The 22,478-nt window shown below is 69.9% G+C and carries 24 protein-coding genes and 1 tRNA gene; 16 read left to right on the top strand and 9 right to left on the bottom strand.

The window, feature by feature from the left end; genetic code table 11:
- Window positions 1-80 precede the first annotated feature (80 nt).
- From IEZ08_RS34910 to IEZ08_RS34935, 6 genes are all read left to right on the top strand, one after another.
- Window positions 81-641 (top strand): YceI family protein, encoded by a 561-nt coding sequence (locus IEZ08_RS34910; protein WP_068920549.1) that lies wholly within the window; start codon window positions 81-83, stop codon window positions 639-641.
- 434 nt (window positions 642-1,075) lie between these two features.
- On the top strand, window positions 1,076-1,597 hold the full coding sequence (locus IEZ08_RS34915; RefSeq protein ID WP_068920550.1) for a hypothetical protein: 522 nt from the start codon (window positions 1,076-1,078) through the stop codon (window positions 1,595-1,597).
- 147 nt (window positions 1,598-1,744) lie between these two features.
- Window positions 1,745-2,293, top strand: a complete 549-nt coding sequence (locus IEZ08_RS34920; protein ID WP_189243881.1) for a hypothetical protein — start codon at window positions 1,745-1,747, stop codon at window positions 2,291-2,293.
- 130 nt (window positions 2,294-2,423) lie between these two features.
- Window positions 2,424-2,513: transfer RNA gene (locus tag IEZ08_RS34925), tRNA-Ser, on the top strand.
- Window positions 2,514-3,731: 1,218 nt separating this feature from the next.
- The gene (locus IEZ08_RS34930) at window positions 3,732-4,100 is read left to right on the top strand and encodes a nuclear transport factor 2 family protein (RefSeq protein WP_229803855.1); all 369 of its coding nucleotides are present in this window, start codon (window positions 3,732-3,734) and stop codon (window positions 4,098-4,100) included.
- Window positions 4,101-4,477: 377 nt separating this feature from the next.
- Window positions 4,478-5,356, top strand: coding sequence for a hypothetical protein (locus tag IEZ08_RS34935; protein ID WP_068920553.1), 879 nt, complete (start codon window positions 4,478-4,480; stop codon window positions 5,354-5,356).
- Between the two features lie 120 nt (window positions 5,357-5,476).
- On the opposite strand, the gene IEZ08_RS34940 is transcribed toward IEZ08_RS34935, so the two are convergent.
- Entirely contained in the window at window positions 5,477-6,292 is an 816-nt protein-coding gene (locus IEZ08_RS34940) for an LLM class flavin-dependent oxidoreductase (protein WP_189243882.1), read from the bottom strand.
- Window positions 6,293-6,506: 214 nt separating this feature from the next.
- Between IEZ08_RS34940 and IEZ08_RS34945 the strand changes: the two genes are divergently transcribed.
- From IEZ08_RS34945 to IEZ08_RS34970, 6 genes are all read left to right on the top strand, one after another.
- Window positions 6,507-6,836 (top strand): PadR family transcriptional regulator, encoded by a 330-nt coding sequence (locus IEZ08_RS34945; RefSeq protein ID WP_068920555.1) that lies wholly within the window; start codon window positions 6,507-6,509, stop codon window positions 6,834-6,836.
- Window positions 6,833-7,849 (top strand): HD domain-containing protein, encoded by a 1,017-nt coding sequence (locus IEZ08_RS34950; RefSeq protein WP_068920556.1) that lies wholly within the window; start codon window positions 6,833-6,835, stop codon window positions 7,847-7,849. The genes IEZ08_RS34945 and IEZ08_RS34950 overlap by 4 nt, the downstream gene beginning before the upstream one ends.
- 97 nt (window positions 7,850-7,946) lie before the next feature.
- Window positions 7,947-8,564, top strand: a complete 618-nt coding sequence (locus IEZ08_RS34955) for a DedA family protein (RefSeq protein WP_068920557.1) — start codon at window positions 7,947-7,949, stop codon at window positions 8,562-8,564.
- Window positions 8,565-8,586: 22 nt separating this feature from the next.
- Entirely contained in the window at window positions 8,587-9,633 is a 1,047-nt protein-coding gene (locus IEZ08_RS34960; protein ID WP_229803857.1) for a sensor histidine kinase, read from the top strand.
- Entirely contained in the window at window positions 9,624-10,268 is a 645-nt protein-coding gene (locus tag IEZ08_RS34965) for a response regulator (RefSeq protein ID WP_068920559.1), read from the top strand. Before IEZ08_RS34960 ends, IEZ08_RS34965 begins: the two co-directional genes overlap by 10 nt.
- A 78-nt stretch (window positions 10,269-10,346) precedes the next feature.
- Window positions 10,347-11,411: a serine hydrolase domain-containing protein gene (locus IEZ08_RS34970; RefSeq protein ID WP_189243883.1), complete on the top strand. Its 1,065-nt coding sequence runs from the start codon at window positions 10,347-10,349 to the stop codon at window positions 11,409-11,411.
- Window positions 11,412-11,434: 23 nt separating this feature from the next.
- Here the strand turns inward: IEZ08_RS34970 and IEZ08_RS34975 are convergent, their stop codons facing one another.
- Window positions 11,435-11,896, bottom strand: a complete 462-nt coding sequence (locus IEZ08_RS34975; protein WP_229803859.1) for an SRPBCC family protein — start codon at window positions 11,894-11,896, stop codon at window positions 11,435-11,437.
- Window positions 11,897-12,086: 190 nt separating this feature from the next.
- On the opposite strand from IEZ08_RS34975, the gene IEZ08_RS34980 reads away from it, so the two are divergent.
- Window positions 12,087-12,920, top strand: coding sequence for a DinB family protein (locus IEZ08_RS34980; protein WP_189243884.1), 834 nt, complete (start codon window positions 12,087-12,089; stop codon window positions 12,918-12,920).
- A 95-nt stretch (window positions 12,921-13,015) separates the two neighbouring features.
- Here the strand turns inward: IEZ08_RS34980 and sigJ are convergent, their stop codons facing one another.
- The 6 genes from sigJ to IEZ08_RS35010 all read right to left on the bottom strand — a co-directional run bounded on the left by sigJ (window position 13,016) and on the right by IEZ08_RS35010 (window position 19,089).
- On the bottom strand, window positions 13,016-13,912 hold the full coding sequence (gene sigJ, locus IEZ08_RS34985; RefSeq protein WP_068920562.1) for an RNA polymerase sigma factor SigJ: 897 nt from the start codon (window positions 13,910-13,912) through the stop codon (window positions 13,016-13,018).
- Between the two features lie 91 nt (window positions 13,913-14,003).
- Window positions 14,004-14,201: a DUF5708 family protein gene (locus tag IEZ08_RS34990; RefSeq protein ID WP_068920563.1), complete on the bottom strand. Its 198-nt coding sequence runs from the start codon at window positions 14,199-14,201 to the stop codon at window positions 14,004-14,006.
- A 167-nt stretch (window positions 14,202-14,368) separates the two neighbouring features.
- A complete protein-coding gene (locus IEZ08_RS34995) occupies window positions 14,369-15,463 on the bottom strand; it encodes a serine hydrolase domain-containing protein (RefSeq protein ID WP_189243885.1) in 1,095 nt (364 codons plus the stop codon).
- 28 nt (window positions 15,464-15,491) lie between these two features.
- On the bottom strand, window positions 15,492-16,436 hold the full coding sequence (locus IEZ08_RS35000; RefSeq protein ID WP_068920565.1) for an RNA polymerase subunit sigma-70: 945 nt from the start codon (window positions 16,434-16,436) through the stop codon (window positions 15,492-15,494).
- Between the two features lie 300 nt (window positions 16,437-16,736).
- The gene (locus IEZ08_RS35005; RefSeq protein ID WP_176728342.1) at window positions 16,737-17,636 is read right to left on the bottom strand and encodes a hypothetical protein; all 900 of its coding nucleotides are present in this window, start codon (window positions 17,634-17,636) and stop codon (window positions 16,737-16,739) included.
- Between the two features lie 196 nt (window positions 17,637-17,832).
- Entirely contained in the window at window positions 17,833-19,089 is a 1,257-nt protein-coding gene (locus IEZ08_RS35010) for an esterase-like activity of phytase family protein (RefSeq protein WP_084779456.1), read from the bottom strand.
- A 112-nt stretch (window positions 19,090-19,201) separates the two neighbouring features.
- Here IEZ08_RS35010 and IEZ08_RS35015 point away from each other — a divergent pair, with 112 nt between their 5' ends.
- From IEZ08_RS35015 to IEZ08_RS35025, 3 genes are read left to right on the top strand one after another with little or no spacing between them, the layout of a single operon-like run.
- Entirely contained in the window at window positions 19,202-19,681 is a 480-nt protein-coding gene (locus IEZ08_RS35015; protein ID WP_229803860.1) for a SigE family RNA polymerase sigma factor, read from the top strand.
- Between the two features lie 32 nt (window positions 19,682-19,713).
- Window positions 19,714-21,192, top strand: a complete 1,479-nt coding sequence (locus tag IEZ08_RS35020) for a hypothetical protein (protein ID WP_189243886.1) — start codon at window positions 19,714-19,716, stop codon at window positions 21,190-21,192.
- 19 nt (window positions 21,193-21,211) lie between these two features.
- Window positions 21,212-21,670: a MaoC family dehydratase gene (locus IEZ08_RS35025; protein WP_068920568.1), complete on the top strand. Its 459-nt coding sequence runs from the start codon at window positions 21,212-21,214 to the stop codon at window positions 21,668-21,670.
- A gap of 134 nt (window positions 21,671-21,804) precedes the next feature.
- Here the strand turns inward: IEZ08_RS35025 and IEZ08_RS35030 are convergent, their stop codons facing one another.
- Window positions 21,805-22,467 (bottom strand): response regulator, encoded by a 663-nt coding sequence (locus IEZ08_RS35030; protein WP_068920569.1) that lies wholly within the window; start codon window positions 22,465-22,467, stop codon window positions 21,805-21,807.
- Window positions 22,468-22,478: the final 11 nt, after the last annotated feature.

Genomic DNA, 22,478 nt, shown 5'->3' on the forward strand with positions numbered 1-22,478 from the left:
GTTGACGTGCGGAATATTCCTCATGTAGAAATGTGTTGACGCAAACGTCCTCGCAACAAACGTCTCTTCGGGAGCCCTCCATGACCACTCGCACCTGGGAAAACCTCCAGATCCCCACCCCCGGCACCTTCACCCTCGACACCGCCCACACCCGCATCGGCTTCGTCGTCAAGCACATGATGGTGAGCAAGGTCCGCGGCAACTTCGCCGACTTCTCCGGCACCGTCACGATCGCCGAGAACCCGCTGGAGTCCTCCGCCGAACTGACGATCAAGACCGCGAGCATCAACACCGGTGTCGCCGACCGTGACGGCCACCTCCGCGGCGACGACTTCCTCGCCGCCGAGAAGTTCCCCGAGCTGACCTTCCGTAGCACCCGCGTCACCGGCCACTCGGGTGACGAGTTCACCGTCGTCGGCGACCTGACCATCCGCGACGTCACCAAGGAGGTCGAGCTCACCGTCGAGTACGGCGGCGCCGGCACCAACCCGTGGGGTCAGGAGCTCTGGGGCTTCTCCATCACCACCGAGATCGACCGCGAGGAGTTCGGCCTCACCTGGAACCAGGCCCTGGAGACCGGTGGCGTGCTCGTCGGCAAGAAGGTCAAGATCGAGATCGAGGGCGAGGCCAACCGCGCCTGACCTCTGCGGTGCACCGCCTGCCCACAACTTTTCCACAACTGGTCGGCAGCGACTCTCCGGCTCCCCTCCCGCTCGGGAGGGGAGCCTTTCTGTGTTCACTACCTGAGATGCTTCGTCTTGAATCACAAGAATCCACAGCCTTCCGCCGCTCCGGCCTGGAAGTCTGTGAATCTGTCCACAGATGTGGAGGAAGTTATCCACAGCGGTGGACAACTCGCCGGGCATGGTCCGGGTGTTGCCTGGTCGGTCCCGCGGGGCGGGTAGTCGGGGCTGATGCGCCGGATGGCGCGACCCGCTCACGGAAGGGCCGGCAGAGGCTCTTGCACAAAGTTCAAAAACCCTCTTGCACTTTGTTCAAGTACTGCCCTACATTTCTATTGCACTTAGTTCAAGTCCTTGGCGACCAGCTGGGACACGGAAATGAGGAGAGCCCTATGAGCAACGTCCTGATCGCTGTGATGCAGCTGCTCGTCGCCGCCGCGTTCGTGAGCATCCCGCTGGTTCGCAACCGCTACGGGGCCCGCGCGATGGCCCGGGCCGAGGCGGAGCTGGCCCGCCAGGGCGTGCGGACCACCGTACTGACCGAGAACGGCATGCGCTTCGACGCCGGCGGCCACGAGACGTGGGCCCCGGGAGGCATCGCCGCCATCATGACCGCGCTGGCCGGGCTCAACCTGGCCGCCGTCTCCTGGGCCGGCACCGCGACCTGGGTCCTGCAGTCGCTCGTCCTGCTCGGCAACTGCGTCATCCTCTACAGCCAGCTCACCGCCGTCACGTCCGTGCAGGCCGCCTTCGCCCGCAAGGGCGACCCGGAACTGGCCCGCATCGACGTGCCCGTCCTGCTCAAGGCCGCTGAGGCCGGCTTCCCCGCCTGGACCTGGACCCTCCAGAACGTGCGTCACATCGTGGTCTTCGGCGCCTCGATCGCCGCCCTGGCGGTCCTGGCCCTCACCTGATCCGCAGGGCGTCCCGCCCCGCTCCCGCCTTCCCGCCGTGCCGGCCGCTCCCCACTCCCCGCTCCCGTTCCGCCCTCCCGGCTTCCCGCCGCACCGGCCGCTCCCGTGCCCCCGCCGGCATTCACCGCGACTATCCCGGAGGTCACCATGCCGCTCCCTGTTGCGATCGCCGCCACCCTGCAGCTCCTGCTCGCCGTGACCTTCCTCGTCATCCCCGTCACCGTATGGTTCACCGGCACCGCCGCCCAGCGAGCCGCCGAGGCCGAGGTGGCCCGACAGGGCCACTCGCCCGACGTCCTGGCTCGCCACGGCATCCGGTTCGCCGAGCGGGCCTGGGAGTTCATGCTCGCGCTCACCATCGCCGCGATCCTGATCGTGCTCGCCGCACTCAATCTCACCGGCAGCCCGAGCGGCCGCCTGCTGTCGTGGATCGCCGAACCGCTCATCCTCCTCGGAGCCGGTCTCATCACTGCGGGCCAGGTCTTCGCCACGCGATACACCCAGGCGGCCTTCAAGAGGTCCGGTGACGCCGCCACACGGGCGATCGACGCCCGCCTGGTGATCGCCGCCGCGAGCTCCGGGTTCCCCGCCTGGCTGCGCCCGCTGGTCCTGGCCCGCTTCGCTCTCACCGTCCTGGGCTCGCTCCTCGTGATCATCCTCCTGGCCGTCCCGGCCGCAGGCGCGTACTTCGGATGACCCGGGCCGCAGGCCCTGGAACCGCCATCGTCACGGGGAGCCCACAGGGACCACCTGGGCGACGCGCCCGGCAATCACTTTGCCGCCTCGCCCGATGGCCGGTACTCTGTGCTGAGCCACATGGCTACCAGGAGGCTTCGCCTAGTCAGGTCTATGGCGCCGCACTGCTAATGCGGTTTGGGTTTACCGCCCATCCGGGGTTCAAATCCCCGAGCCTCCGCAGACGGAAGGCCCTCTCCCAGATCCGGGAGGGGGCCTTTTTCGATCTCCGAGAGCCTCATAGTTGCAGCCCTCGTTGCAACGGCTCACGGTTTCCCCCAGAGTGCCGAGGCCAGCCGCTCACCGGCATCCCGCATAAGCGGTGTGGACACATGCGCATAGCGCTCGATCGTGGTGACCCGCGTGTGGCCGAGCACCTCCTGAACCACCCCAGATGTTCACGCCCTGCTCGATGAGCAGCGTCGCGGCGGTGTGCCGGGCATCGTGCACCCGGACATCCCTCACCCCGGCCTGTTTGAGGATCACCTTCCAGGTCTTCCGGTCCTCGGTTCACTCGACTGGGCCGCCGTAGCGGGTGGCGAAGACGAGGTCATATTCCTCCCAGCGGTCTCCGGCCTGCTGTCAGCGGAGCCCGAGCACCTCACCCTGCCGGATGCCGAGCGCCGGGGCGACCGACCAGCGGGCACCGTTCCGCCGGGTGCCGGCCACGTCGAGGTACTGGGGCATCCACTGGGGCCGGTCACGGTCGGGGCCGCACCCGGGCCCACCCGCCGACCGCCGGCCCCGCCGCACCCAACAGATCCGCCGTACTGAGGCCGCACCGCCGCCCCAGCTATCGGCGCCGAACCAGCACTACCCACACCGCAGTCACGACGACCACCACCAGGACGACAAAAAACAACACTTCAAACCAGCCCAAGCCGAACACAGACGCCCCTCCTCGGTCGCGATCATTCGAACTCACGGTGGTCCTCTGAGTGACCTCGGTCAAGACCCTTCGCCTGCGGCGGGGGCACTCCAGCTCCGGGATAACCGCCGAAGGTGTGCTTACCACCGCCACAGCCTGTCGGTGGCAGGCGGGCGGAGTGCGCGGCATGAGGCCACGTTCTCCCTGTGCTGCCTCACAGCGACACGGTCGAAGAAAGGCCGACGTGTCCGGGTGGATCACCTACACCATGTGTCACTTCTCCCTGGTGTGCCCCGACTCCACGGAAGGCGGGGCACACCACCGGCGTTCGCCGTACGGGTCGGAGTGTCGGAGCGCTCGGCTTCACGGACACGGCGGATCAGCTCGGCCGGGCCGTCCCGGTCGAGGAGGGTGTTCAGAGTCGTTGTCAGGGGACGTCGAGAATGACATGGCCGCTCCGACTTTCCTGCGGGGAACCGTCGGTTCGTACGGCGGTGCCTCATGGAGAGCACTCGATTCGAAGGAGCGGACATGTCACGGAACATCGAGACCGTCAACAGATATCTGGACGGGTTCCGCAAGAACGACCACGAGCAGATCCTGTCCTGCCTGACCGACGACATTCAGTGGACCGTCTTCGGGGCCTTCCACCTGACCGGCAAAGACGCCTATGACAAGGCCATCGACGGCCCGCCCGATTTCGTCAACCCTCCCCGTCTGGAGGTCGTGCGCATGGTTGAGCAGGGTGATGTCGTCATGGCGGAACTCACCGGGACGGTGAAGCGGGTCGCGGGCGGCGAGATGCGCATGTCCATGGCGGAGGTGTTCGTCATGCGCGACGGCAAAATCGCCGAGCGTCGCGCCTGGGTCATCGAGCTGAAGGAGAACGACTACCGCTGACCGGGGAGTCGGATGCCGGGCGTCACTTTCGTGGCGTCCGGCCCTTCTGGCGGGCCGTCGGCGCCGGAAGCCCCGATCTCCATGAACTGGGGATCCAGCGACTTGCCGATGAGCGTCGCCGAGGAACGAACCTGTTGATCAAGAAGGCGGAGCTCCCCCGCGATCGCAACCTGAACCGAATCGCCTGCTCACCGGCCATGTTGATCAACTTATGGTGTGGTGCCTCCGACGAGGAGCGCTGGCGGCATCTCAAGCCGGGTAGGGCCGCCGCCGGTGAGATCAAAGCCAACTTCTCGGACGAAAGGGCCACCTCCTGTCAACCGAACGTCTTCGTGCCCCGTCTCTCCTGTGCACCATCTGCCACAGCAGGAGCCGCCGTGCGCATCCGATCGATTTTCTCAGCCGTCATCCTGGCCGGCGGATCGGCCCTGTTCTGCCAAGCGGCGCATGCCACCGCCTCTGATGCGCGGCAGGATACCGTCGTCGTCACCGACATCGTCGACTATCTGTGCACGGCGGTCGGCACAGGCGAGACGCAGGCCATCAAGGTCAGGATCGAGTTGACGATGCCGACCGACGCTGTGGCGGGCGAGCAGATGTCCATCGGCTGGCGCGGAACCTACGTCAACGCCACCGGCCTGAAGGCGCCAAGCACGGGCCTGGCCGCCGGCAGCAAGCTCTACGCGTACGCGGCGATCAGCGACCTCCCCCGGCTGACCTCCGCCACCGGAGTGAGTGAGCTCACCACGCCCGACGCGGGCGAGGCCGTTCCCCTGCCGCAGACCGCAGTCCCCCTGAAGACCACTTCCTCCAACGCGGGTACCGCGACGGTACGGCCGGCCGCCCTCAACATCGGCGTCCGGCCCAACGAACCGTCGATCGAGTGCGAAGTACGGAACGTCGACGCCCTGACGACCTACTCCCTCACCGTCGCTCCCGCGGACGGGCAGCCGACCGTTCCCGTCCCGGTGACGCCGACCCAGACCGCCACGGCGACCGCAGGTGCCCGGCCGACCCGGACCGTCACCGCGACCGTGACGGCTCAGCCGGTCGAACCCGCCGCGACGGCGGTGACGGAAGCCCGAGCGGAGCAGGATGGCGGAACGATGAGGACCCCGCTGGGAGGAGCCGCGACCGGAGGCGGCGGTGCGGCCGGTCCCGACGGGCGGGTGCTCATGTCGGCCGGCTTCCTTCTCACCCTCGCCGCCGTCAGCGGACTCTTGCTGCGTCGCCGTAGTGTTCTCAGGAGACCGTAGGTTCCGGTGGACGTGTTCCGCCTCGCGGAGCAGATCACCCGCGGGATGTACGAGTCCGCCCCACGGGACCGCTCGGAACACGGCGGTACGGCTCACGCCCGGTAGACCTCGGGACCGGTGTCAGCGGGTGACGGCGGGTGGTCCCTGGAGGATTCGGGAGGCGGCGGCGGTACGGTCGCCCCGCCACCAGCCGAGTGCCTCGATCCACCAGGTCATTCCGGCAGCCGCGTAGGGGGCGATCTGCGCTGCCGCCGACGCCGCTTCGGTGGCTCCCTCCAGGGCGATGTCGGGCTGCCCGTTTCCCCGGGCGATGTCAGGCTGCCCGGCGGTGAGCGTCCGCACGAACGACGTGGCCTCGGCGAACTCGTCGACGGCGACGTTGCGTGTGCGCTGCTGGTCGAAGGTCGGCATCGCGCCGTCGAAGCGCGCGGCGCGGCGCAGCCCGGCCCGATGCGGCCAGCGGCCCCCGCACCAGACGGGGACGCGCGGCACGCCCCACCGTGCCCACAGCTCCGTCAGGCGGTCGAGCCGTTCGTCCAGGGCCCGGCCCCGGGCGCGCATATCGGGGTCGAGCCCGAACTCGGTGTACTCACGGTCCATGGATCCGATGGTGGTGAGCACGGTCAGGCGCCGTCCGGAGAGCGCGTCGATGGCCGCGGTGTCCTGAGCCACCTCCTGCACCTGCCGACGGGGGAGCACCACGGTGAGGATGATCCTGATCCGGCCGGTGGCGGCCGCGATGGCCGCCGCGGCGACGGTGGAGCTGGTCACCGGCCAGCCGGGCTCGTGGTAGAGCACGTGGTCCCACAGGTGCACGCCGTCCCATCCGTGCCGCTCAGCGCTGACCGCGAGGTCGACCAGGCCCCTGACGTCACCGAAATCACCGACCGTGGGCAGTCCGATGGCGTACTTCACACCCATGGGTGAAAGATCCATGGGCGAACTCTACTGACGATGATCTCGGCCGGGTCTCCGACCGTCATGCATCGGATCGTCATGCATCGGACCACGTGTCCGATCATCGTGGACCGCCGCCCCTTCGGCTCCTCCGGCTCCTCCGGCCTCGGAGGCAAGGGAACCGTCCCTTCCGGGAGACACTCTGCGACTTGTTCCCCTATGTAGAGTTCTACCTATGTCGATGAGCCCGCGGATGACCATGCAGGTTCAGGCGGTCCTGCAGGTGTTCCTCGCCGATCCCGTACGGCAGCGCTACGGCCTGGAGCTGTGCGAGGAGACCGGCCTGCCCAGCGGCACGGTCTACCCCATCCTCGCCCGGCTGGAGCAGATCGGCTGGCTCGACACCCGCTGGGAGGAGCCCGACGCGCACGTGGACGCCGGCCGTCCCCGGCGTCGCTACTACACGATCACTCCCGACGGCGTCGAGAGCAGCCGCGACGCGATCGCCCGGACCTACGCCTCCCGCCGGCGGCCCGTGCCGGGCCGGCTCCGCCGTCCGAGACCGGCAGGAGGCGCGTCATGACGGAGAGCGCGGGGATCACCCACCACCTCGACCCGCTCCTCCGCGTCCTGCCGCCCTCCCTGACGGCTCACCAGCGACAGCTCGTCGAACGCGCCTACACCGTGGCGGCCTACTGGCACCGGGGGCGGCGGCGCCGCAGCGGTGATCCGTACATCACCCATCCGGTGGCGGTCGCCGTGATCCTGGCCGAGCTCGGCATGGACCACGAGATGCTGTGCGCGGCTCTGCTGCACGACGTTCTCGATGACACCGGTTGCCCGGAATCGGAGCTGGTCAGCGAGTTCGGCGAAAGGATCACCGGGCTTCTCGCGGGGCTGCGGACTCTCGATGGCTCCGATCTCCGTACGGACGACTGGGAGAGCTCGGCCGACGACCGCGTACTGGTGCTCAAACTGGTCGACCGCCTCCACAACCACCGGACGATGCGGTTCCTGCCCCCGGAGAAGCAGAGGGCCACGTCGCAGGAGACACTCGACGTCCTGGTTCCTCTGGCCGTACGGCTGGGCCTGGAACAGGTCGGAGAAGAACTCCAGCGGCTCGCGGCCGCGAGGCCGGCACCGCCGCCGGATCAGGCCGGAATCCGGACGTCCTTCCGGACGATCGCCGTCGGCGCTCTCCTCCTGCCGCCCGGAGACCGGGCCCGCTGGCTGGAAGAGTGGCTGGACCACCTCCACGGGTTGCCCGACGGGCGTGCCCGGCGGCGCTTCACCGTTCAGCTGCTCATGGGCATGCCCAGACTGGCGGTGATCCTGCGATGGCCACTGTCCGAACCCGCACACCTCACGGCTCAGGTGCTTCGCCGGGTGGCTCGCTGGGTCATCTCGTCGAACGTCCGGACGTGGTCCCTGCTCACCCCGTTCCTCGTCTGGATGACCGTCGAAGCCGCGGCGAGCAGCCCGTGGGAGGCCGCAGGGCTTCTGGTCACCGTTCCGCCGGTCCTCGGCGCGGGCGTCAGGACCCTGCGCGAACGGCTCCACGTGGCGGAAGGACGGCCCCGGCACCGCCGGGAGTGAGCCCGGCGCCCGTGGTTTTCCACTGCGGTTTTCCACATCTCCGAACGGCCATGCGCCTCATGGTGGCCATATCCTGATCATCCTTAGTCTCAGACGCATGACGGAATGGCTTATCGACCTGATGGAGACCCTCGGCGCGCCCGGAGCCGGGATCGCGATCGCGCTGGAGAACCTCTTCCCGCCCCTCCCCAGCGAGGTGATCCTGCCGCTGGCGGGCTTCACCGCCTCCCGGGGGGAGATGAACCTGCTCGCCGTCCTGCTGTGGACCACGGCCGGTTCGGTGATCGGGGCACTGGCGCTGTACTGGGTGGGCGCGTTGCTCGGTCGCGAGCGAACGCTGGCCCTGGCTGCCCGGATCCCGCTGCTGAAAGTCTCCGACGTCGCCAAGACCGAGGCGTGGTTCCTCAAGCACGGGCGCAAGACGGTGTTCTTCGGCCGGATGATCCCGATCTTTCGCAGCCTGATCTCCGTTCCCGCCGGAGTGGAGCGCATGCCGCTGGGTGTCTTCACGTTGCTGACCACGGCCGGGAGCCTGCTCTGGAACACCCTCTTCGTGCTGGCCGGCTGGATGCTGGGGGAGAACTGGTCACTGGTGGAGGGCTACGTGGGCGTGGGCACCAACGCGGTCGTCGCCGTGGTGGCGCTGGCCGTGCTGGTCTTCGCGGGAGTTCGGCTGGGTGAGTGGCGCAAGGGACGGCATGCGCTGGGCGATTAGCGGGCTGAGACTTGTCGGGGCGGTGACCGCTGGTGCGGTCACCGCCCTTGTGGGGTTGCTCTTCGTCCTGGTGGCGGCACCGTTCGCCGGCCGTCCCGCCGTACGCTCGGCGGCCGCACGGCTGACCGGGCTGGAGCTCCGGCGGCTGCGCCTGGACCTCCCGGACCGTGACGAGGAGGGCGTGCTGCGCTACCTGGCCGCCCGGGTCCCCGTGGGACTCCTGGGCGGCCTGATCGTGCTGCTGCTGATGGTCGGCATCGGTACGGCGGCCAGGCTGGCGTGGTCATGGGGCCGGGGAGAGGCGGTGGACGGCATGCTGCCCACCCCGGCGCTGCTGGCCTACGCCTTCCTGGCGGGCTGCGTCCTGCTGTTCCTGGACGTGTCCGGGCTGGTGGGGGTGGACGAGCTGGACCGGCGCCTGGCCGTACGGCTGCTCGCTCCCGACCCGACCGAGGCGCTCCGGCGGCGGATCGCCGAACTGACCGAGAGCCGCGCCGGGGTGGTCGCGGCGGTCGACACCGAACGGCGGCGCATCGAGCGTGACCTCCACGACGGGGTGCAGCAACGGCTGGTGGCGCTGTCCATGCTCGCGGGACGCGCCCGCCGGGGCCGCCCCGAGCTGCTGGAACAACTCCACGAGCAGGCCCGGCAAGCACTGGTGGAACTGCGCGAGGTGGCCTGGCGGGTCTACCCGTCGGGACTGGACGCGCACGGGCTGACGGAGGCGCTGTCCGGGGTGGCCGAGCGGGCCGCGGTCGCGGTCGAGGTGACCTGCGAGCTGCCGGAGCGCCCCCCGGCGGCGGTGGAGACCGCCGCCTACTTCGTGGCCAGCGAGGCCGTGACGAATGCCGCCAAGCACTCCCGGGCCACCCTGGTCACCATAGAGGTGCGCCAGGAGGGCACCATGATCATTGTGCGAGTGCGGGACGACGGCGTGGGCGGAGCCGACGCCACCGGCGGCGGGCTGACCGGACTGGCGCGGCGGGTGGCCGCGCTGGACGGCCGGTTCACCATGACCAGCCCGCCCGGCGGGCCGACAGTGATCGAAGCGGAGCTACCGTGCGTGTGATGCTGGCCGAGGATTCAGCCCTGCTGCGTGAGGGCCTGGTGCGCCTGCTGAAAGAGGAGGGTCACGACGTTCTGGCCGCGGTGGGCGACGCCGACGCGCTGCTGGAGGCGGTGGCCGGCGAGCGGCCCGAAGCCGTGGTGGTCGACGTGCGGATGCCGCCCACCCACACCGACGAGGGCCTGCGCGCCGCCCTGGAGATCCGGCGGTGCTGGCCGGAGGTCAAGGTGCTGGTGTTGTCGCAGTACGTCGAGAAGAAGTACGCCACCGAGCTGATGAGCGGCAGCATCGACGGCGTCGGCTACCTGCTCAAGGACCGCGTGGCCCAGGTCGGCGACTTCCTGGACGCGCTGGACCGGGTGGGCGCGGGCGGGACGGCCTTCGACCCGGAGGTGGTGCGCCAGTTGCTCGCGCGCACCAGCCACGCCGACCCGCTGGCCCGGCTCACCGCCCGCGAGCGTGAGGTGCTGGAGCTCATGGCCCAGGGCCTGACCAACGCCTCGATCGCCCAAACCCTGCACGTGTCGCAGAGCGCGGTGGAGAAGCACGTCAACGCGCTGTTCGACAAGCTCGCGCTGTCGCACACCACCGGGTACAGCCGCCGGGTCCTGGCGGTGCTGCGCTACCTCGGCTCCTGAATCGCTGGGGTTTTCCGCAGGAGGAGCGGGCGGGGCACCGCATTCCGCCGCGAAGCCGATCTCCATAACGTTGATCACATGATGCAGACGATGATGAACGTGCTGGTAGCGGCTGTTGTCGCGGCGGGCGGCCAGGCGGTGGACGTACGGCCCGAGCTGGAGGAGATCGTGGCGGGCGACGGAGCCACGGCGGCCCTGGCACGGGTCTCCGACGGCGGCCGCACGTGGTCGGGCGCGGTGGGCGTGCGCGACATCGAACGCGGAGGACGACCGTCGCCCGACGGACACTTCCGGATCGGAAGTGTCACCAAGACCTTCGTCGCGACCGTGGTGCTCCAGCTCGTGGACGAGGGCAAGGTCCGGCTCGACGACCCCGTCGAGGCGCACCTGCCCGGCCTGGTGCCGGGCGGTGAGCAGATCACGGTCCGCCGGCTCCTCAACCACACCAGCCACCTGTACGACTACATGAGCGAGCCCGGATACTCGACCAACCGCTGGCGCGGCGACGCCCGATTCCGCTCCTACCGGCCGCACGAACTGCTCAAGGTGGCCTTCGCCGGGAAACTCCCCGACGACGGGAAGTGGCACTACTCCAACACCAACTACGTGGTGCTCGGGCTGCTGGTGGAGAAGCTGACCGGCAACCCGTACGGCGAGGAGGTGACGCGCCGCATCCTGCGCCCGCTGGGGTTGCGCCACACGGTGGTGCCGGGTGACCGGTCGGGGCTGCCGTCACCGCACGCCAAGGGGTACGAGCCGCTGCCCGACCTGGTGGACGCGACGCGGATGAATCCTTCGCTCGACTGGGCAGCCGGGGAGATGATCTCGACTGCCGCGGATCTGGAGCGGTTCATGTCGGCGCTGCTCGGCGGCAGGCTGATCAGCAGGGCGTCCCTGCAGGCGATGCGGACGACGGTGGAAACGGGCGCCGGGTTCGGCTACGGGCTGGGGCTGCAGGCCTACCCGCTGCCGTGCGGCACGGTATGGGGGCACAGCGGAGAGCTGATCGGATACCTGACGTTCGCGTTCCGCTCGGACTCCGGCAAGTCGCTGACCCTCTCGATCAACCCCTCGACCCGCAACCCGTCCACCGCGGAGGTCATGGAGATCGCGGTCAAGGTGTTCTGCGGACCGGCGAGCTAGCCTCGGTCACGCGTGCCGGGATGTCAGCCGGCGGCCCGCCCGCCGGCCGCGGCCTCGATCGTCTGCTTCATCTCCGCCGCACCGCGTTCGACGCGGATCCGGATCTCGGCGGCGAGCGCGTGCGGCAGGACGTCGGTGGTCCAGATCAGCCGTCCCGTCCCGTCGCCCCGGGCGAGAACCTCGAACGAGGCGTGGTGGTGCGTGAGCGGCGGCCGGGAGCCCTCGACGACGGAGTAGGCCAGGCGGCGGGCGTCGTCGTCGATCGCGACGATCAGCTCACGGATCACGTGTCCGTCGGGAAAGGTCAGGAACCGCTGGTCGCCCTCGATCCGGGTGGCGGTGACGCGGCCGGGCAGCAGACGCTCGTGCACGGCGCCCACATCGCGGAGCACGTCCCAGATGTGATCGGGGGAGGCGTCGATCACGATCTCGTGGCGGATGGAGGCCATGGCGTCGGGAGGTTCCTCTCGGAGTGGGGACGTCATGATCAATGTAGTCGGAACGCGCTGGAACCGGCACCGCCGTACGATTCGTGCCCCTCCGGAGCCGGGGTGCCGGAACAGGTCGAGGGACGGCGTGAGCGGCGGCAGGTCGAACGGCGGTGTGAGCGGCGCTCATGAACCGGTGAACCGGCTTCGTCCGGCAGAACAGAATAATGTTCGATACAGTCGGGGTATGCCTCAGGGAACGGACATCCTCGATGATCTCGCGGCTGAGTACCGGCAGCTCGATGCCGTACTGGCGGCCCTGACCCCGGAGATGTGGGCACGGCCGTCCGCCGCCGCCGGATGGAGCGTCTCCGACGTGGTCCTGCACCTGGCCCAGACCGAGGAGTCCGCCCTGGCGTCCGTCGCCGGGGGACGCGGCACCGGAGAGCACGGCAGCGGAGAGCACGGCAGCGGGGCGCGTGATTCCGGGGGACGTGCTGCCGGAAAGCGTGATGCCGGGGAGCGCGACATCTTCGTCCGGCAGGACGGTGGCACGGTGGACGATCTCGTGGACAGGTGGGTCGCCGCCGAGCGTGACACGCCGCCCGACCAGGTGTTCGCCCGCTGGCGGAAGGCCACCGCGGCGACACCCGGGGCCCTGGCGGGCTGCGCGCCCGGTGACCGGCTGCCGTGGATCGCCGTCCCGCTGTCCCCGCGCACGCTCGCCACGACCCGGCTCGCCGAGCACTGGGCCCACGCCCTCGACATCACCGTCCCGCTCGGCATCGACTACCCGGACACCGCGCGGCTGTGGCACATCGCCCGGCTGGCGCAGCGCACCTTGCCCTACGCCTTCACGGTGGCCGGTGAGGAGGGCGGTCCGGTGCGGTGCGAGCTCACCGGCTCCGACGGGGACCTGTGGCGGTTCGGAGATCCGGACGCCCCCTCGGTGATCAGCGGGTCCGCGGCCGAGTTCTGCCGCGTCGGCGCGCGCAGGCTGGCACCGCAGGACACCGGCCTGACGGCTGAGGGTCCCCACGGGGCCGTCGCCCTCAGGGTCCTGCGCAACTACGCGGCCTGAAGGCCCCGGGACACCGGGCGGCCCCTTGAAGGCTCCGGGGACACCGGCTCGCCGGTGCTGCGGATATGCCGGTGACCTCCAAGGGGCTCCGAGGGTCAGCCGTCGAGGACGGTCAGGTCGAGATGGCGGAGGCGGTCGGGGTCGGCGAGGATGTCGATGGCGACGATGCGCCCGTCACTGATCGTGAAGCCCATGACCGCGATCGGCTGCCCGCCGGCGACGGTGACGAGCCCGGCGGCCCCGTTCACCAGCGCCGGCCGGGCGAAGCGGCCGAGTCGCTGGAAGGCGAGCGCCTGCCGGGCCACGGCCGCCGCGCCGCGGATCTTCCTCAGCCCGCCCTCGGGCGCGGCGCCGTGGTCGGCCCGCAGGGCGACCTCGGAGTCGAGGACGGCGACCAGCGCGTCGAAGTCACCGTCGCGCGCGGCGGCGAGGAAGGCGGCGACGACCTCCCGCTGGCGCGTCAGGTCGGGATCGGGGACGGGGGCCGATCCCTGCACCCTCCGGCGTGCCCGGCTGGCCAGCTGCCGGGTCGCGGAGGGAGTGCGTCCCACGATCGGGGCGATCTCCTCGAAGGGCAGGGCGAACATGTCGTGCAGCACGAACGCCAGCCGTTCGGCGGGGGTCAGCGTTTCGAGAACCACGAGCAGCGCGATACCGACCGCGTCCGCCACCAGCACCTCGTGCTCGGGGTCGGCCCCGGAGTCGCGGCTCACGATCGGGTCGGGCAGGTGCGTGCCCGGGGGCTCGTCCAGGGGAGCCTCACGTCGCGAGGCGCGTGAACGGAGCATGTCCAGGCAGACCCGCCCGACGACCGTGGTCAGCCAGCCGGCCAGGTTCTCCACGGCCCCGGCGTCGGAGCGGCTGAGCCGCAGCCACGCCTCCTGAACGGCGTCGTCGGCCTCGCTCAGGGAACCGAGCATCCGGTAGGCCACCGCCCGCAGGCGGGGCCGGTGCGTCTCGAACCGCTCGGCCAGAAGGTCGTCCCCGCTCATCGGTCACTCCTCTCGCTTCCTGCCGCCAGAGGGGTGACGGACCGGACCCGGCGGATGTGACGGGATCCGCGCGACTCCGCACTCCGGCGTATCAGTACGCCTCGTCGTCGCCGCGCACGCTCTTGTAGATCCCGTACATGAACTCCAGCCCTCCGACGACCATCAGGATCACTCCGATCTTGGACGGCGTGAAGATGAAGATCTCTTCGTCGAGTCCGAACAGCCACAGCGCCAGTCCCGCCACAAAGGTGATCGAACCGGTGAAGAGCGTCTTGCGGGCAGAGGCCATGACCGAGCCTTTCGACTGAGGGGAGGTGGCGCCGGATCTTCGAAAAGCCTAGTCAGACGTGGATTGCCCGGCCTCCTGCCGGTTGAGGAGGCCGGACTACACCCTTCGGCTGACACCGCCTCGGCACCCCCGGCACCCTCGGCACCCCCGGAGCCCCGGCGGCCGTGTCAGGCGTCTGCCACGATCCGGGCCACCCGCTCGACCGTGCTGAAGTCCCCGAGGGAAGCACGGTTCTTGGTCACTCCGACCGCGATACCCGTGGCGGTGTCCGCGAACGCCGCCGTCCCCCCGCTGCCGGCCATTCCGAAAACGGTGGGGCTGCCCAGCGCCTGGGGGAAGCCGAGGGTGTATCCCAGTCCCCAGGTCGCGGGCGTTCCGTTGACCTCGTCCATCCCGGACACGGCGGCCGAGGTGACCTCGCGCAGCCGTCCGGCCGAGATCAACCCGTTCATCAGCGCGTCGTACACGCGGGCCAGCGCCCGCGCGGTCATGGTCGCGCCCGAGTCGGAGGTCAGGATGTCGGGCCGGTTGCTGTAGGCGGCGTCGGGCATCGCCTTCAGCGGCGCGGCCGTGCAGCCGTGGACGACCCTGAAGAACGGGATCTGGGCGAGCATCTCCGCGGGCATCTCCATCGGGGGCTGTGCGTCCTCGATCACGGCCAGCCTCGGTAGCTCGGCGGGCGGCACGGCGAAGAACAGCTCGCCGGAGAGGCCGAGCGGCCCGGCCACCTCCTCGTGGAGCACCTGGGAGACGCTCTTCCCGGTCGCCCGGCGCACGGTCTCGCCGAGGATGAAGATGAAGGTCTGCGGGTGGTACCCCATCGCGGTGCCCGGCTCCCACCAGGGCTCGGCGGCGGCGACGGCCGCGCACATCCGGTCCCAGTCGGCCAAGTCCTCGGGCGTGGTGTCGACGGGCACCCCGGGGACGCCGACCGTGTGCGTGAGCGCGTGCCGTACGGTCGCCCTGTCCTTGCCGCGGGCGCCGAACTCGGGCCAGTAGGAGGAGATCGGCGCGTCGTAGTCGAGCACCCCTCGTTCGGCGAGCACGTGCACGACGGCCGCGATCACCCCCTTGCCGGTGGAGGTGACGTAGACCGGCGTGTCGGAGGTGAAGGGGCGGCCGGTCGCCGGGTCCGCGACGCCCGCCACCGCGTCGACCAGGAGCTCGCCGCGGCGGTAGACCGCGACCTGCACCCCGCGCTCGGCTCCGGACTCGACCAGCTCGTCGATCGCGGCCTGCACGTTCTTCTGAAGATCGGCCATGGTGGATTCCCTTTCTCGATACCTGTTCCTAAGACGAACGGGCGGCGGAAAAGGAATCGGGGAGGCCGAACGCGGGGAACAGGTCCCGGCCGTACGTGGTGATCTGGGCGATCAGTCCGTCCTCGATCCGGAGGACGGCGATCCAGTACGGCCGGTACAGCGAGTCGACGGGCCTGCGGAGATAGGCGGCGACCGCGGGCTGCCGGTTCGCCCGCGTGGCCACCAGCCGCCAGTCGCCCCACGACCCCTCGCCGACCATGGCGGGCGTCCAGGCCGCCAGGAACGCCTCGCGGCCGAGGATCCACATCGGCGCGGGCGGCATGGTCTGGTAGACGTCCTCCCGCAGCAGTCCGGGGAGCAGGGACGGGTCCGCCTTCTCCAGGGCGTCGATGTACCGCTGGACGACGGCCATCTCCTCGGCCGTCGCCGACGTCAGCCGCTGTCCGGGCAGATGCTCCCGCAGAACCGGCCGGGCCCGCTGCAGCGCGCTCTTGACCGCCGCCACGCTGATCTCCAGGGCTTCGGCGGTCTCCTGGGCCGACCAGCCGAGGACGTCGCGGAGGATCAGCACGGCGCGCTGCCGGGGCGGCAGGTGCTGGACCGCGGCCAGGAACGCCAGCTCGATCGTCTCCCGCTCGATGACGGTGTCGAGCAGGTCGTCGGGGTACGGCTGCAGCCACGGCACCGCCGTCCTGACCGGCCAGTCCAGCCATGAGTCCGCCACGACGGGCGCCTCCCGGGGCTCCGGCCGCCGGGGGTTCGCCCTGAGGAAGTCGAGGCAGGCGTTCGTGGCGATCCGGTAGAGCCAGGCCCGCAGCCCCGCCTCGCTCTGCAGTGTGTCCTGCCTGCGCCAGGCCCGCAGGAACGTCTCCTGGACCATGTCCTCGGCCTCGTCGAGCGAGCCGAGCATCCGGTAGCAGTGCACGTGCAGCTCCTGCCGGTGCTTCTCGATGGCATCGCCGAAACCGTCCACTGGTGCGCCCTTCGGAAATCCGGTCACCGCCTACGGCCGCGGGCCGTACGCGATCGACCCGAACCGGTATACGACATGATCCATTTTTGCCGACGGATCATCTGCGTGCTGCAGAATCCGGATTTATAAGGCTTATGGTGCTGTTGTTAAGGTTCTGCGCCGTGGAGCGTCGTTCCGTACGGGACCATACGCGGAACGCCGGACCGGGGAGGTTCCCGATCCGGCGTTCCGTGTGTCCGTCGCCGTCTGCCACTGTCTGTCACTGTCCGGTCCCTTGCGGGTCCGGGCGGGACTGAGCGGTCAGCCCTTGTCCTGGAAGGTCGTGGTGACCTCACGCAGCAGCGGTCCGTGCTCGGTTCCGCGGTCCTCCAGAGTCCAGGCCAGGACCTGGTGGAAGTCGTTCTCGCCCTCCACGAGGGTGACCCAGTAGGCGATCGGCACGCCCTGCGCCGTGCCGTGCAGCTCGTACTGGATGGCGGGAGCGTTGTTGATGGTCAGCTGCTGGGGAGACCCGGCGCTGGGGTTGGTCAGGTTCTTCTTCATCTGCTCGATGACCACCTGGCCGTAGCCGGTGAGGTCGAGATCGAAGCTGGCCTGAGGCTCCGTGATCACCATCAGGTACTGCTCCTTGCCGGCGTTGCCGACCTGGACCTGGGCGTCGTTGTGGAGCTTGAGCGTGGCCCAGTCCTCGGGGACCGTGATCTGGCTCTTGCCGTCGGTCGCGGTGACGGTCTGGCCGGCCGGGGCGGTCGGGGGCGCCGTCGTCGGCTCCTCGGTCGCCGGGGACGTGGGCTCGGCGCTCGTGGCCGCCGGGGTCGAGTTCGTCGCGGTGGGGGTCTTCGGATCATCGTCGGGAATCAGGACGATGACGACCACCAGGGCGACGACGACCGCGACGGCCACACCGACGATCCACGGCCAGACGGGCTTGCTCTTGGGCGGACCGGCCGGAGGCTGCCAGGGGCCGCCGGGACCCTGCTGTCCCTGGGGGAACTGCCGGGTCGGGTCGTAGGGCTGCTGCTGGCCATATGGCTGCTGCTGCTGCTGGCCGTACGGGGGCAGCTGCTGGCCGTACGGCGGTTGCTGCTGGCCCGACGGGTAGTTCGGTTGTTGCTGCCAGGAACCGTGGGAAGGCTGCTGCCCGTGCCCACCCGGGGGCTGCTGGCCCTGAGGTTCCTGAGGAGATGATGGAGGCCACATGGACGTAACCGTTCCCTTTGTCAGTCTCTGGAGCGTTCCTTGAGGATATGTGCTCCTGGCATCAGGACGGTCTCGTTCGTGGTACAACCGCCCTCGGACTCCACCATTTTCCGACGTATCCCCGCCGGGGAGAAATCCGGTCCCCACCGGAGAGAAATCCGGCGGGGACGGACGGGCCCGTCAGCGGTGGGCGCGCTTACCGGTAGACGCGCGGATCGGCCTGGAGCGTGCGCGACAACCGCACTGTGATGAATTCGTTGTCGTCGGGCTTTCCGGCCGTACGACCCGAGGAGAACGGGAAGTTGTTGTCGTCGAGGATTCCCAGGGTCCGGTCGTTGAGGATCACGACGTCCTCGATCGTCTGGAAGGGGAAGCGGAAGGTCTCCCCGAAGCCGCCGAGGCCGCGCGGGTTGGCCAGGTCGAGCAGGTCGGCGACGAGGGTCTTGCGCAGGGTCGCGCCGCGGGTGTCCGCGAGGTAGACCTTCTTGACCTTCGCGGCGTCACCCTGGAGGTTGTCCCGCTCGATGACCAGGAACCGGTGCCGGTCCACCGCGATCATGTCGCCGATCGCGTGGCCGGGGTCGTCCAGCTGGTAGGTCCAGCGCTTGCCGGTGTAGGCCCGCTTGCGCAGGTCGAACTCCATCATCCGCAGGGCGCCCGCCGGGTCGCCCTCCACGGTGCCCTCCAGCAGCGGGTAGAGCGTGCGCCCGTCGACCGAGCGGGCCATGCCCTCGAAGCCCTTGCTCCGGCCGAGGTTGGGCCGGCCGCCGTCGAGGTGGGGGTTCTCCGGGGCCATGACGCCGGGCAGCGGGACCGGGGCCTCCAGCAGCGTGCCGGAGGAGGAGAAGTGCAGCAGGAACGGGCCGAACTCGTCCCCGATCCAGTAGGTGCCGTCCGCGGCCCGTACGATCGACTCCACGTCGAAGTCGGCGCCGGTGAGCGTACGGTCGGCCCGGGTCAGCGGCCAGGTCACGTGGCCGTCCGGGTCGCTGAGGTTGAACCCGCCCAGCACCGCGATCGTGCCCGTGCGGAAGTCGGGCCTGATCCGGTGCAGGCGCAGCAGGAAGTCGGCGCTGTTGTTCTTCGCGCCGTAGCCGTTGTCGGACAGCACGTCGAAGGTGCCGTCGTGACGCCGCACGATGCCGCTGAAGCCCTGGACCGGCTGCCCGGTGAACGGCGGGGTCAGCCCGTTGACCGGGGCCGTGCCCAGCTGGGAGCCCGAGGGCTCGCTGCCCGGCACGAACGTCTGCGCGGGCAGGGCGGCGAAACCGGTCAGCGTCGCCCGGCCGAAGCCTCCGTGCCTGCCGCCTCTGTCGTGTCCCTGAGCGTTCACCGGCGTCGGCGTCGCGTCCGGGCTGGGAGTGGGGGCGTGGCCGGGGTCGGCCGCGGCCGGAGCGGCCAGGCCGAGGGCGAGTACGGCTGCGCCGATTGCGGTGGCGGTGCGGAGTTTCATGGCGCGAACGGTAGGAGTCGTGAATGAAGTGATGAATAACGTGGGATGTCCGTTCGCAAGCCGTACCCGAATCTCATGCAACAGAACGCGACCCGAGAACGTCCCTGGTTCCGTGGAGTTCGCAGAGTTCGTCGCCGCACGGGCGAGCGCGCTGTACCGGTATGGCTATGTCCTCACCGGCAACGCCGAGGACGCGGCCGACCTGGTGCAGGAGGCGCTGTTGCGCCTGGGCGACGCGTGGCCCCGGATACGCCGGCGAGACGACCCCGAAGGGTACGTCCGCACGACCATGGCGCGCCTGCACATCAGCGCCTGGCGGCGGTTGCGCCGGGAACGGCTGGTCGCGCAGGTACCCGAGAAGCCCTACGTCGAGGACGGGTTCGACGGCGACGCGGAGCTGTGGCAGGAGCTGAAGGGACTGCCGCCGAAACAGCGGGCGGTCCTGGTGCTGCGCTACTACGAAGGGCTGCCGGACCAGGAGATCGCCGAGCTGCTCGGCATCTCGCGCGGGACGGTGCGCAGCCAGGCCGCGCGGGCTCTGGACAAGCTCAGGGTGCGGGTGGCGGAGCTGGAGACGGGGCGGGTGCGATGAACCGGTCTGGAGACGGAGACGGGGCGGAACCGATGAACGGCTCTCGGGACGGGACGGAACCGATGTACGGCAGGAGCGAGGCGGATCTCGTCCGCGCGTTCATGAGCGCGGCGGACGCCGCACCCGAGCCGGTGGGGAACCTGCTCGGCGCGGTCGAGCGGCGTCGCGTGCGGCGTACGCGCAGGCGGGTGCAGTCGGTCCTGGCGGTCGCCGCGGTGATCGTGGTGGCCGGCGGTGGTACGGCGGTGGCGAGGGGGGTCTTCTCCCACAGGGGCGGGGAAGGCCCGATCCTCGCCGACGCCGCCGCGACGGCGACGGCGACACCCGAGAGGTCGGCGTCGTCCACGCGGAAGCCCACACCGTCGCCGTCTGCGGGAAGGGCTCCGGGAGCCGACATCCGTCCGGCGGCCGAGGTCTGGCCCGCGGCGGTGTCGACGATCCCGGCGAAGGCGGCGGACGGCTGGAGATACCAGCCGATCACCGCGCTGAGCGCCACGGAGGTGCTGCTGGCCGCCGAGTCGTCCTTCGAGAAGGTGGGACGGCTGGAGACCTACGACACCGCGAGCGGGAGCCGTACCGTGTTGACCGAGATGCCCGGTCCCGAGGGGGTCGAAGAGTACTTCGTGCAGAGCATCGACGCGGGAGCCGCGCACATCGTGTGGTACGGCACGACTCCGAACAACGGCGACAGGTGGGCCGACTTCTGGGTCGCCCCCCGGTCGGGCGGCACGGCGCGGCAGGTCGGCGAGGTCACCGGGGAGCAGGCTGAGGTGGACGCGGTCGGGGTCACCGCCGACTCGGTCGTCTGGTCGGTGAGCGGGGGCGGGGTCTACCGCATGCCGCTGGGCGGCGGGACTGCGGAGCGGATCGGGGGCACGGACGGGCTGCACCTGGTGTCGTGGCCGTGGGCCGCCGACGTCGGCGAGCGTGACTTCCAGAAGAAGCAGACGAAGCTGGTCAACCTGGAGACGATGCAGGTCGTCGAGGTGAAGGCCCCGGACGGGCTGGAGACGTTCCGCTGCGGCCCGGAATGGTGCTTCGGATCGGGAAGCAGTGAGAGCAACCAGGTCATCGCGGAGCGGCCGGACGGCTCGCAGCGCAGAGTCCTGCCCGGCCTGCACGTCCAGGGTCAGCAGGACATCCTCGCGCGGAACCTCGGGCTGTTCCACGTCTCCACCGTGGTGGGCAGGGACAAGCGGGGCGAGGAGATCGAGGATCACTCCGTTCCCCTGATCGCGCTGTACGACCCGGCCACCGGGACGCTGGCCGGGGCCGGGAGGCGCGACCCGAAGGGCGGGAGCTACGGTTACGGCAACTCCTCCTCACCCAGCTCGATCGTCTACTGGGACCAGGGTGAGAAGACCGTGGAGAGGTGCAAGACGGTCGACGCCGAGGATCTCCGCCGGCCTTCGGGAGTCCCCACCCCCACCGGGAAGACCAGATACTGCGAGACGACCCAGGAGGGCGGCGGGAAAGAACTCACCGTCGTGAACCTTCTCGCGATCCCCTGAGCGGAATAAAGTTCCGGATATGAGGATCTTCGCGAACGTCCAGGAGCTCAAGGCCGCCGTCGGCGAGCAGTTCGGCCCCACCGAGTGGCGGACCGTGACCCAGGAGCAGGTCAACCTGTTCGCCGACGCCACCGGCGACCACCAGTGGATCCACGTCGACGCCGAGGCCGCGGCCAAGGGCCCGTTCGGCGGGACCATCGCCCACGGCTACCTGAGCCTGTCGCTGCTGCCCTCGTTCATGATGGAGCTGATCCGGGTGGACGGCCTGGCCATGGGCATCAACTACGGGCTCGACAAGGTCCGCTTCCCCACACCGGTCCCGGTCGGCGCGCGGATCCGGGTCCGGGCCGAGCTCGTGGACCTCAAGGGCACGCCCTCGGGATACCTGTCGAAGCTGCGGATGACCGTCGAGGTCGAGGGCAGGGACAAGCCCGCGTGCGTGGCGGAGACGCTCTCCCTGTACGTCCCCGCCACCTGACGGCCGGCGTCCCGCGTCCTGTCCTCTCGGGCGGGACGCGGGGCGGTCGCCTATCGGGCGCGGTGGTCGCCTACGGAGCGCAGGGCGATCATCTACCGGGCGCAGGACGATCATCTATCGGGTTGGGCGATCACTTACCGGAGCGCGGGGTGATCACCGTCCCCCGTCCCGGTGGAGAGCTCCTGGGCGAGGATGGCGGCCTGGACGCGGCTGCGCAGGCCCAGCTTGTTCAGCAACCGGCTGACGTGGGTCTTCGTGGTCGCCTCCGCCATGTCCAGCTCGCGGGCGATCTGCGCGTTCGACAGGCCGCGGCCGATGCACTCCAGCACCTCGCGCTCGCGCGGGGTCAGGTTCCCGACCTCCTGCGGGTGCCGCTGCGGTACGGCCGAGCCGAAGGCCGAGATCAACCGCCGGGTGACCGAGGGCGAGATGAGGCCGTCGCCCCGGGCCACCACCCGGACGGCCTCCACCAGCGCGTCGGCGTCGGTGTTCTTGAGCAGGAACCCGGCCGCCCCCGCGCGCAGCGCCCCGAACACGTACTCGTCGATGTCGAAAGTGGTCAGGATCAGCACGTCGGCGATCCCGCTCAGCTCACGGGTCGCCGAGATCCCGTCCAGTTTCGGCATCCGGATGTCCATCAACACCACGTCGGGCCGCTCGCGCACGGCCATGGCGACGGCCTGCTCGCCGTCCGCCGCCTCGCCGACGACCTCGATGTCGTCGTGACCGCCCAGAATGAGGACGATCCCGGCCCGGACCGCGGCGTGGTCGTCGGCCACCAGAACACGGATGCTCACGAACTCTCCTG

This window comes from Planobispora rosea (genome assembly GCF_014648175.1).
Taxonomy (GTDB): Bacteria; Actinomycetota; Actinomycetes; order Streptosporangiales; family Streptosporangiaceae; genus Planobispora; species Planobispora rosea.

Excerpts from the sequence above, each read along its gene's own strand:
- IEZ08_RS34975 (WP_229803859.1), bottom strand. The coding sequence starts at position 11,896 with ATGACGTCCCCACTCCGAGAGGAACCTCCCGACGCCATGGCCTCCATC.
- IEZ08_RS34970 (WP_189243883.1), top strand. The coding sequence starts at position 10,347 with ATGATGCAGACGATGATGAACGTGCTGGTAGCGGCTGTTGTCGCGGCG.
- IEZ08_RS34910 (WP_068920549.1), top strand. The coding sequence starts at position 81 with ATGACCACTCGCACCTGGGAAAACCTCCAGATCCCCACCCCCGGCACC.
- IEZ08_RS35025 (WP_068920568.1), top strand. The coding sequence starts at position 21,212 with ATGAGGATCTTCGCGAACGTCCAGGAGCTCAAGGCCGCCGTCGGCGAG.
- IEZ08_RS35020 (WP_189243886.1), top strand. The coding sequence starts at position 19,714 with ATGAACGGCTCTCGGGACGGGACGGAACCGATGTACGGCAGGAGCGAG.
- IEZ08_RS34915 (WP_068920550.1), top strand. The coding sequence starts at position 1,076 with ATGAGCAACGTCCTGATCGCTGTGATGCAGCTGCTCGTCGCCGCCGCG.
- IEZ08_RS34990 (WP_068920563.1), bottom strand. The coding sequence starts at position 14,201 with ATGGCCTCTGCCCGCAAGACGCTCTTCACCGGTTCGATCACCTTTGTG.
- sigJ (WP_068920562.1), bottom strand. The coding sequence starts at position 13,912 with ATGAGCGGGGACGACCTTCTGGCCGAGCGGTTCGAGACGCACCGGCCC.
- IEZ08_RS34950 (WP_068920556.1), top strand. The coding sequence starts at position 6,833 with ATGACGGAGAGCGCGGGGATCACCCACCACCTCGACCCGCTCCTCCGC.
- IEZ08_RS34945 (WP_068920555.1), top strand. The coding sequence starts at position 6,507 with ATGACCATGCAGGTTCAGGCGGTCCTGCAGGTGTTCCTCGCCGATCCC.
- IEZ08_RS34995 (WP_189243885.1), bottom strand. The coding sequence starts at position 15,463 with ATGGCCGATCTTCAGAAGAACGTGCAGGCCGCGATCGACGAGCTGGTC.
- IEZ08_RS35005 (WP_176728342.1), bottom strand. The coding sequence starts at position 17,636 with ATGTGGCCTCCATCATCTCCTCAGGAACCTCAGGGCCAGCAGCCCCCG.
- IEZ08_RS34955 (WP_068920557.1), top strand. The coding sequence starts at position 7,947 with ATGACGGAATGGCTTATCGACCTGATGGAGACCCTCGGCGCGCCCGGA.
- IEZ08_RS35010 (WP_084779456.1), bottom strand. The coding sequence starts at position 19,089 with ATGAAACTCCGCACCGCCACCGCAATCGGCGCAGCCGTACTCGCCCTC.
- IEZ08_RS34940 (WP_189243882.1), bottom strand. The coding sequence starts at position 6,292 with ATGGATCTTTCACCCATGGGTGTGAAGTACGCCATCGGACTGCCCACG.
- IEZ08_RS34980 (WP_189243884.1), top strand. The coding sequence starts at position 12,087 with ATGCCTCAGGGAACGGACATCCTCGATGATCTCGCGGCTGAGTACCGG.
- IEZ08_RS34930 (WP_229803855.1), top strand. The coding sequence starts at position 3,732 with ATGTCACGGAACATCGAGACCGTCAACAGATATCTGGACGGGTTCCGC.
- IEZ08_RS34920 (WP_189243881.1), top strand. The coding sequence starts at position 1,745 with ATGCCGCTCCCTGTTGCGATCGCCGCCACCCTGCAGCTCCTGCTCGCC.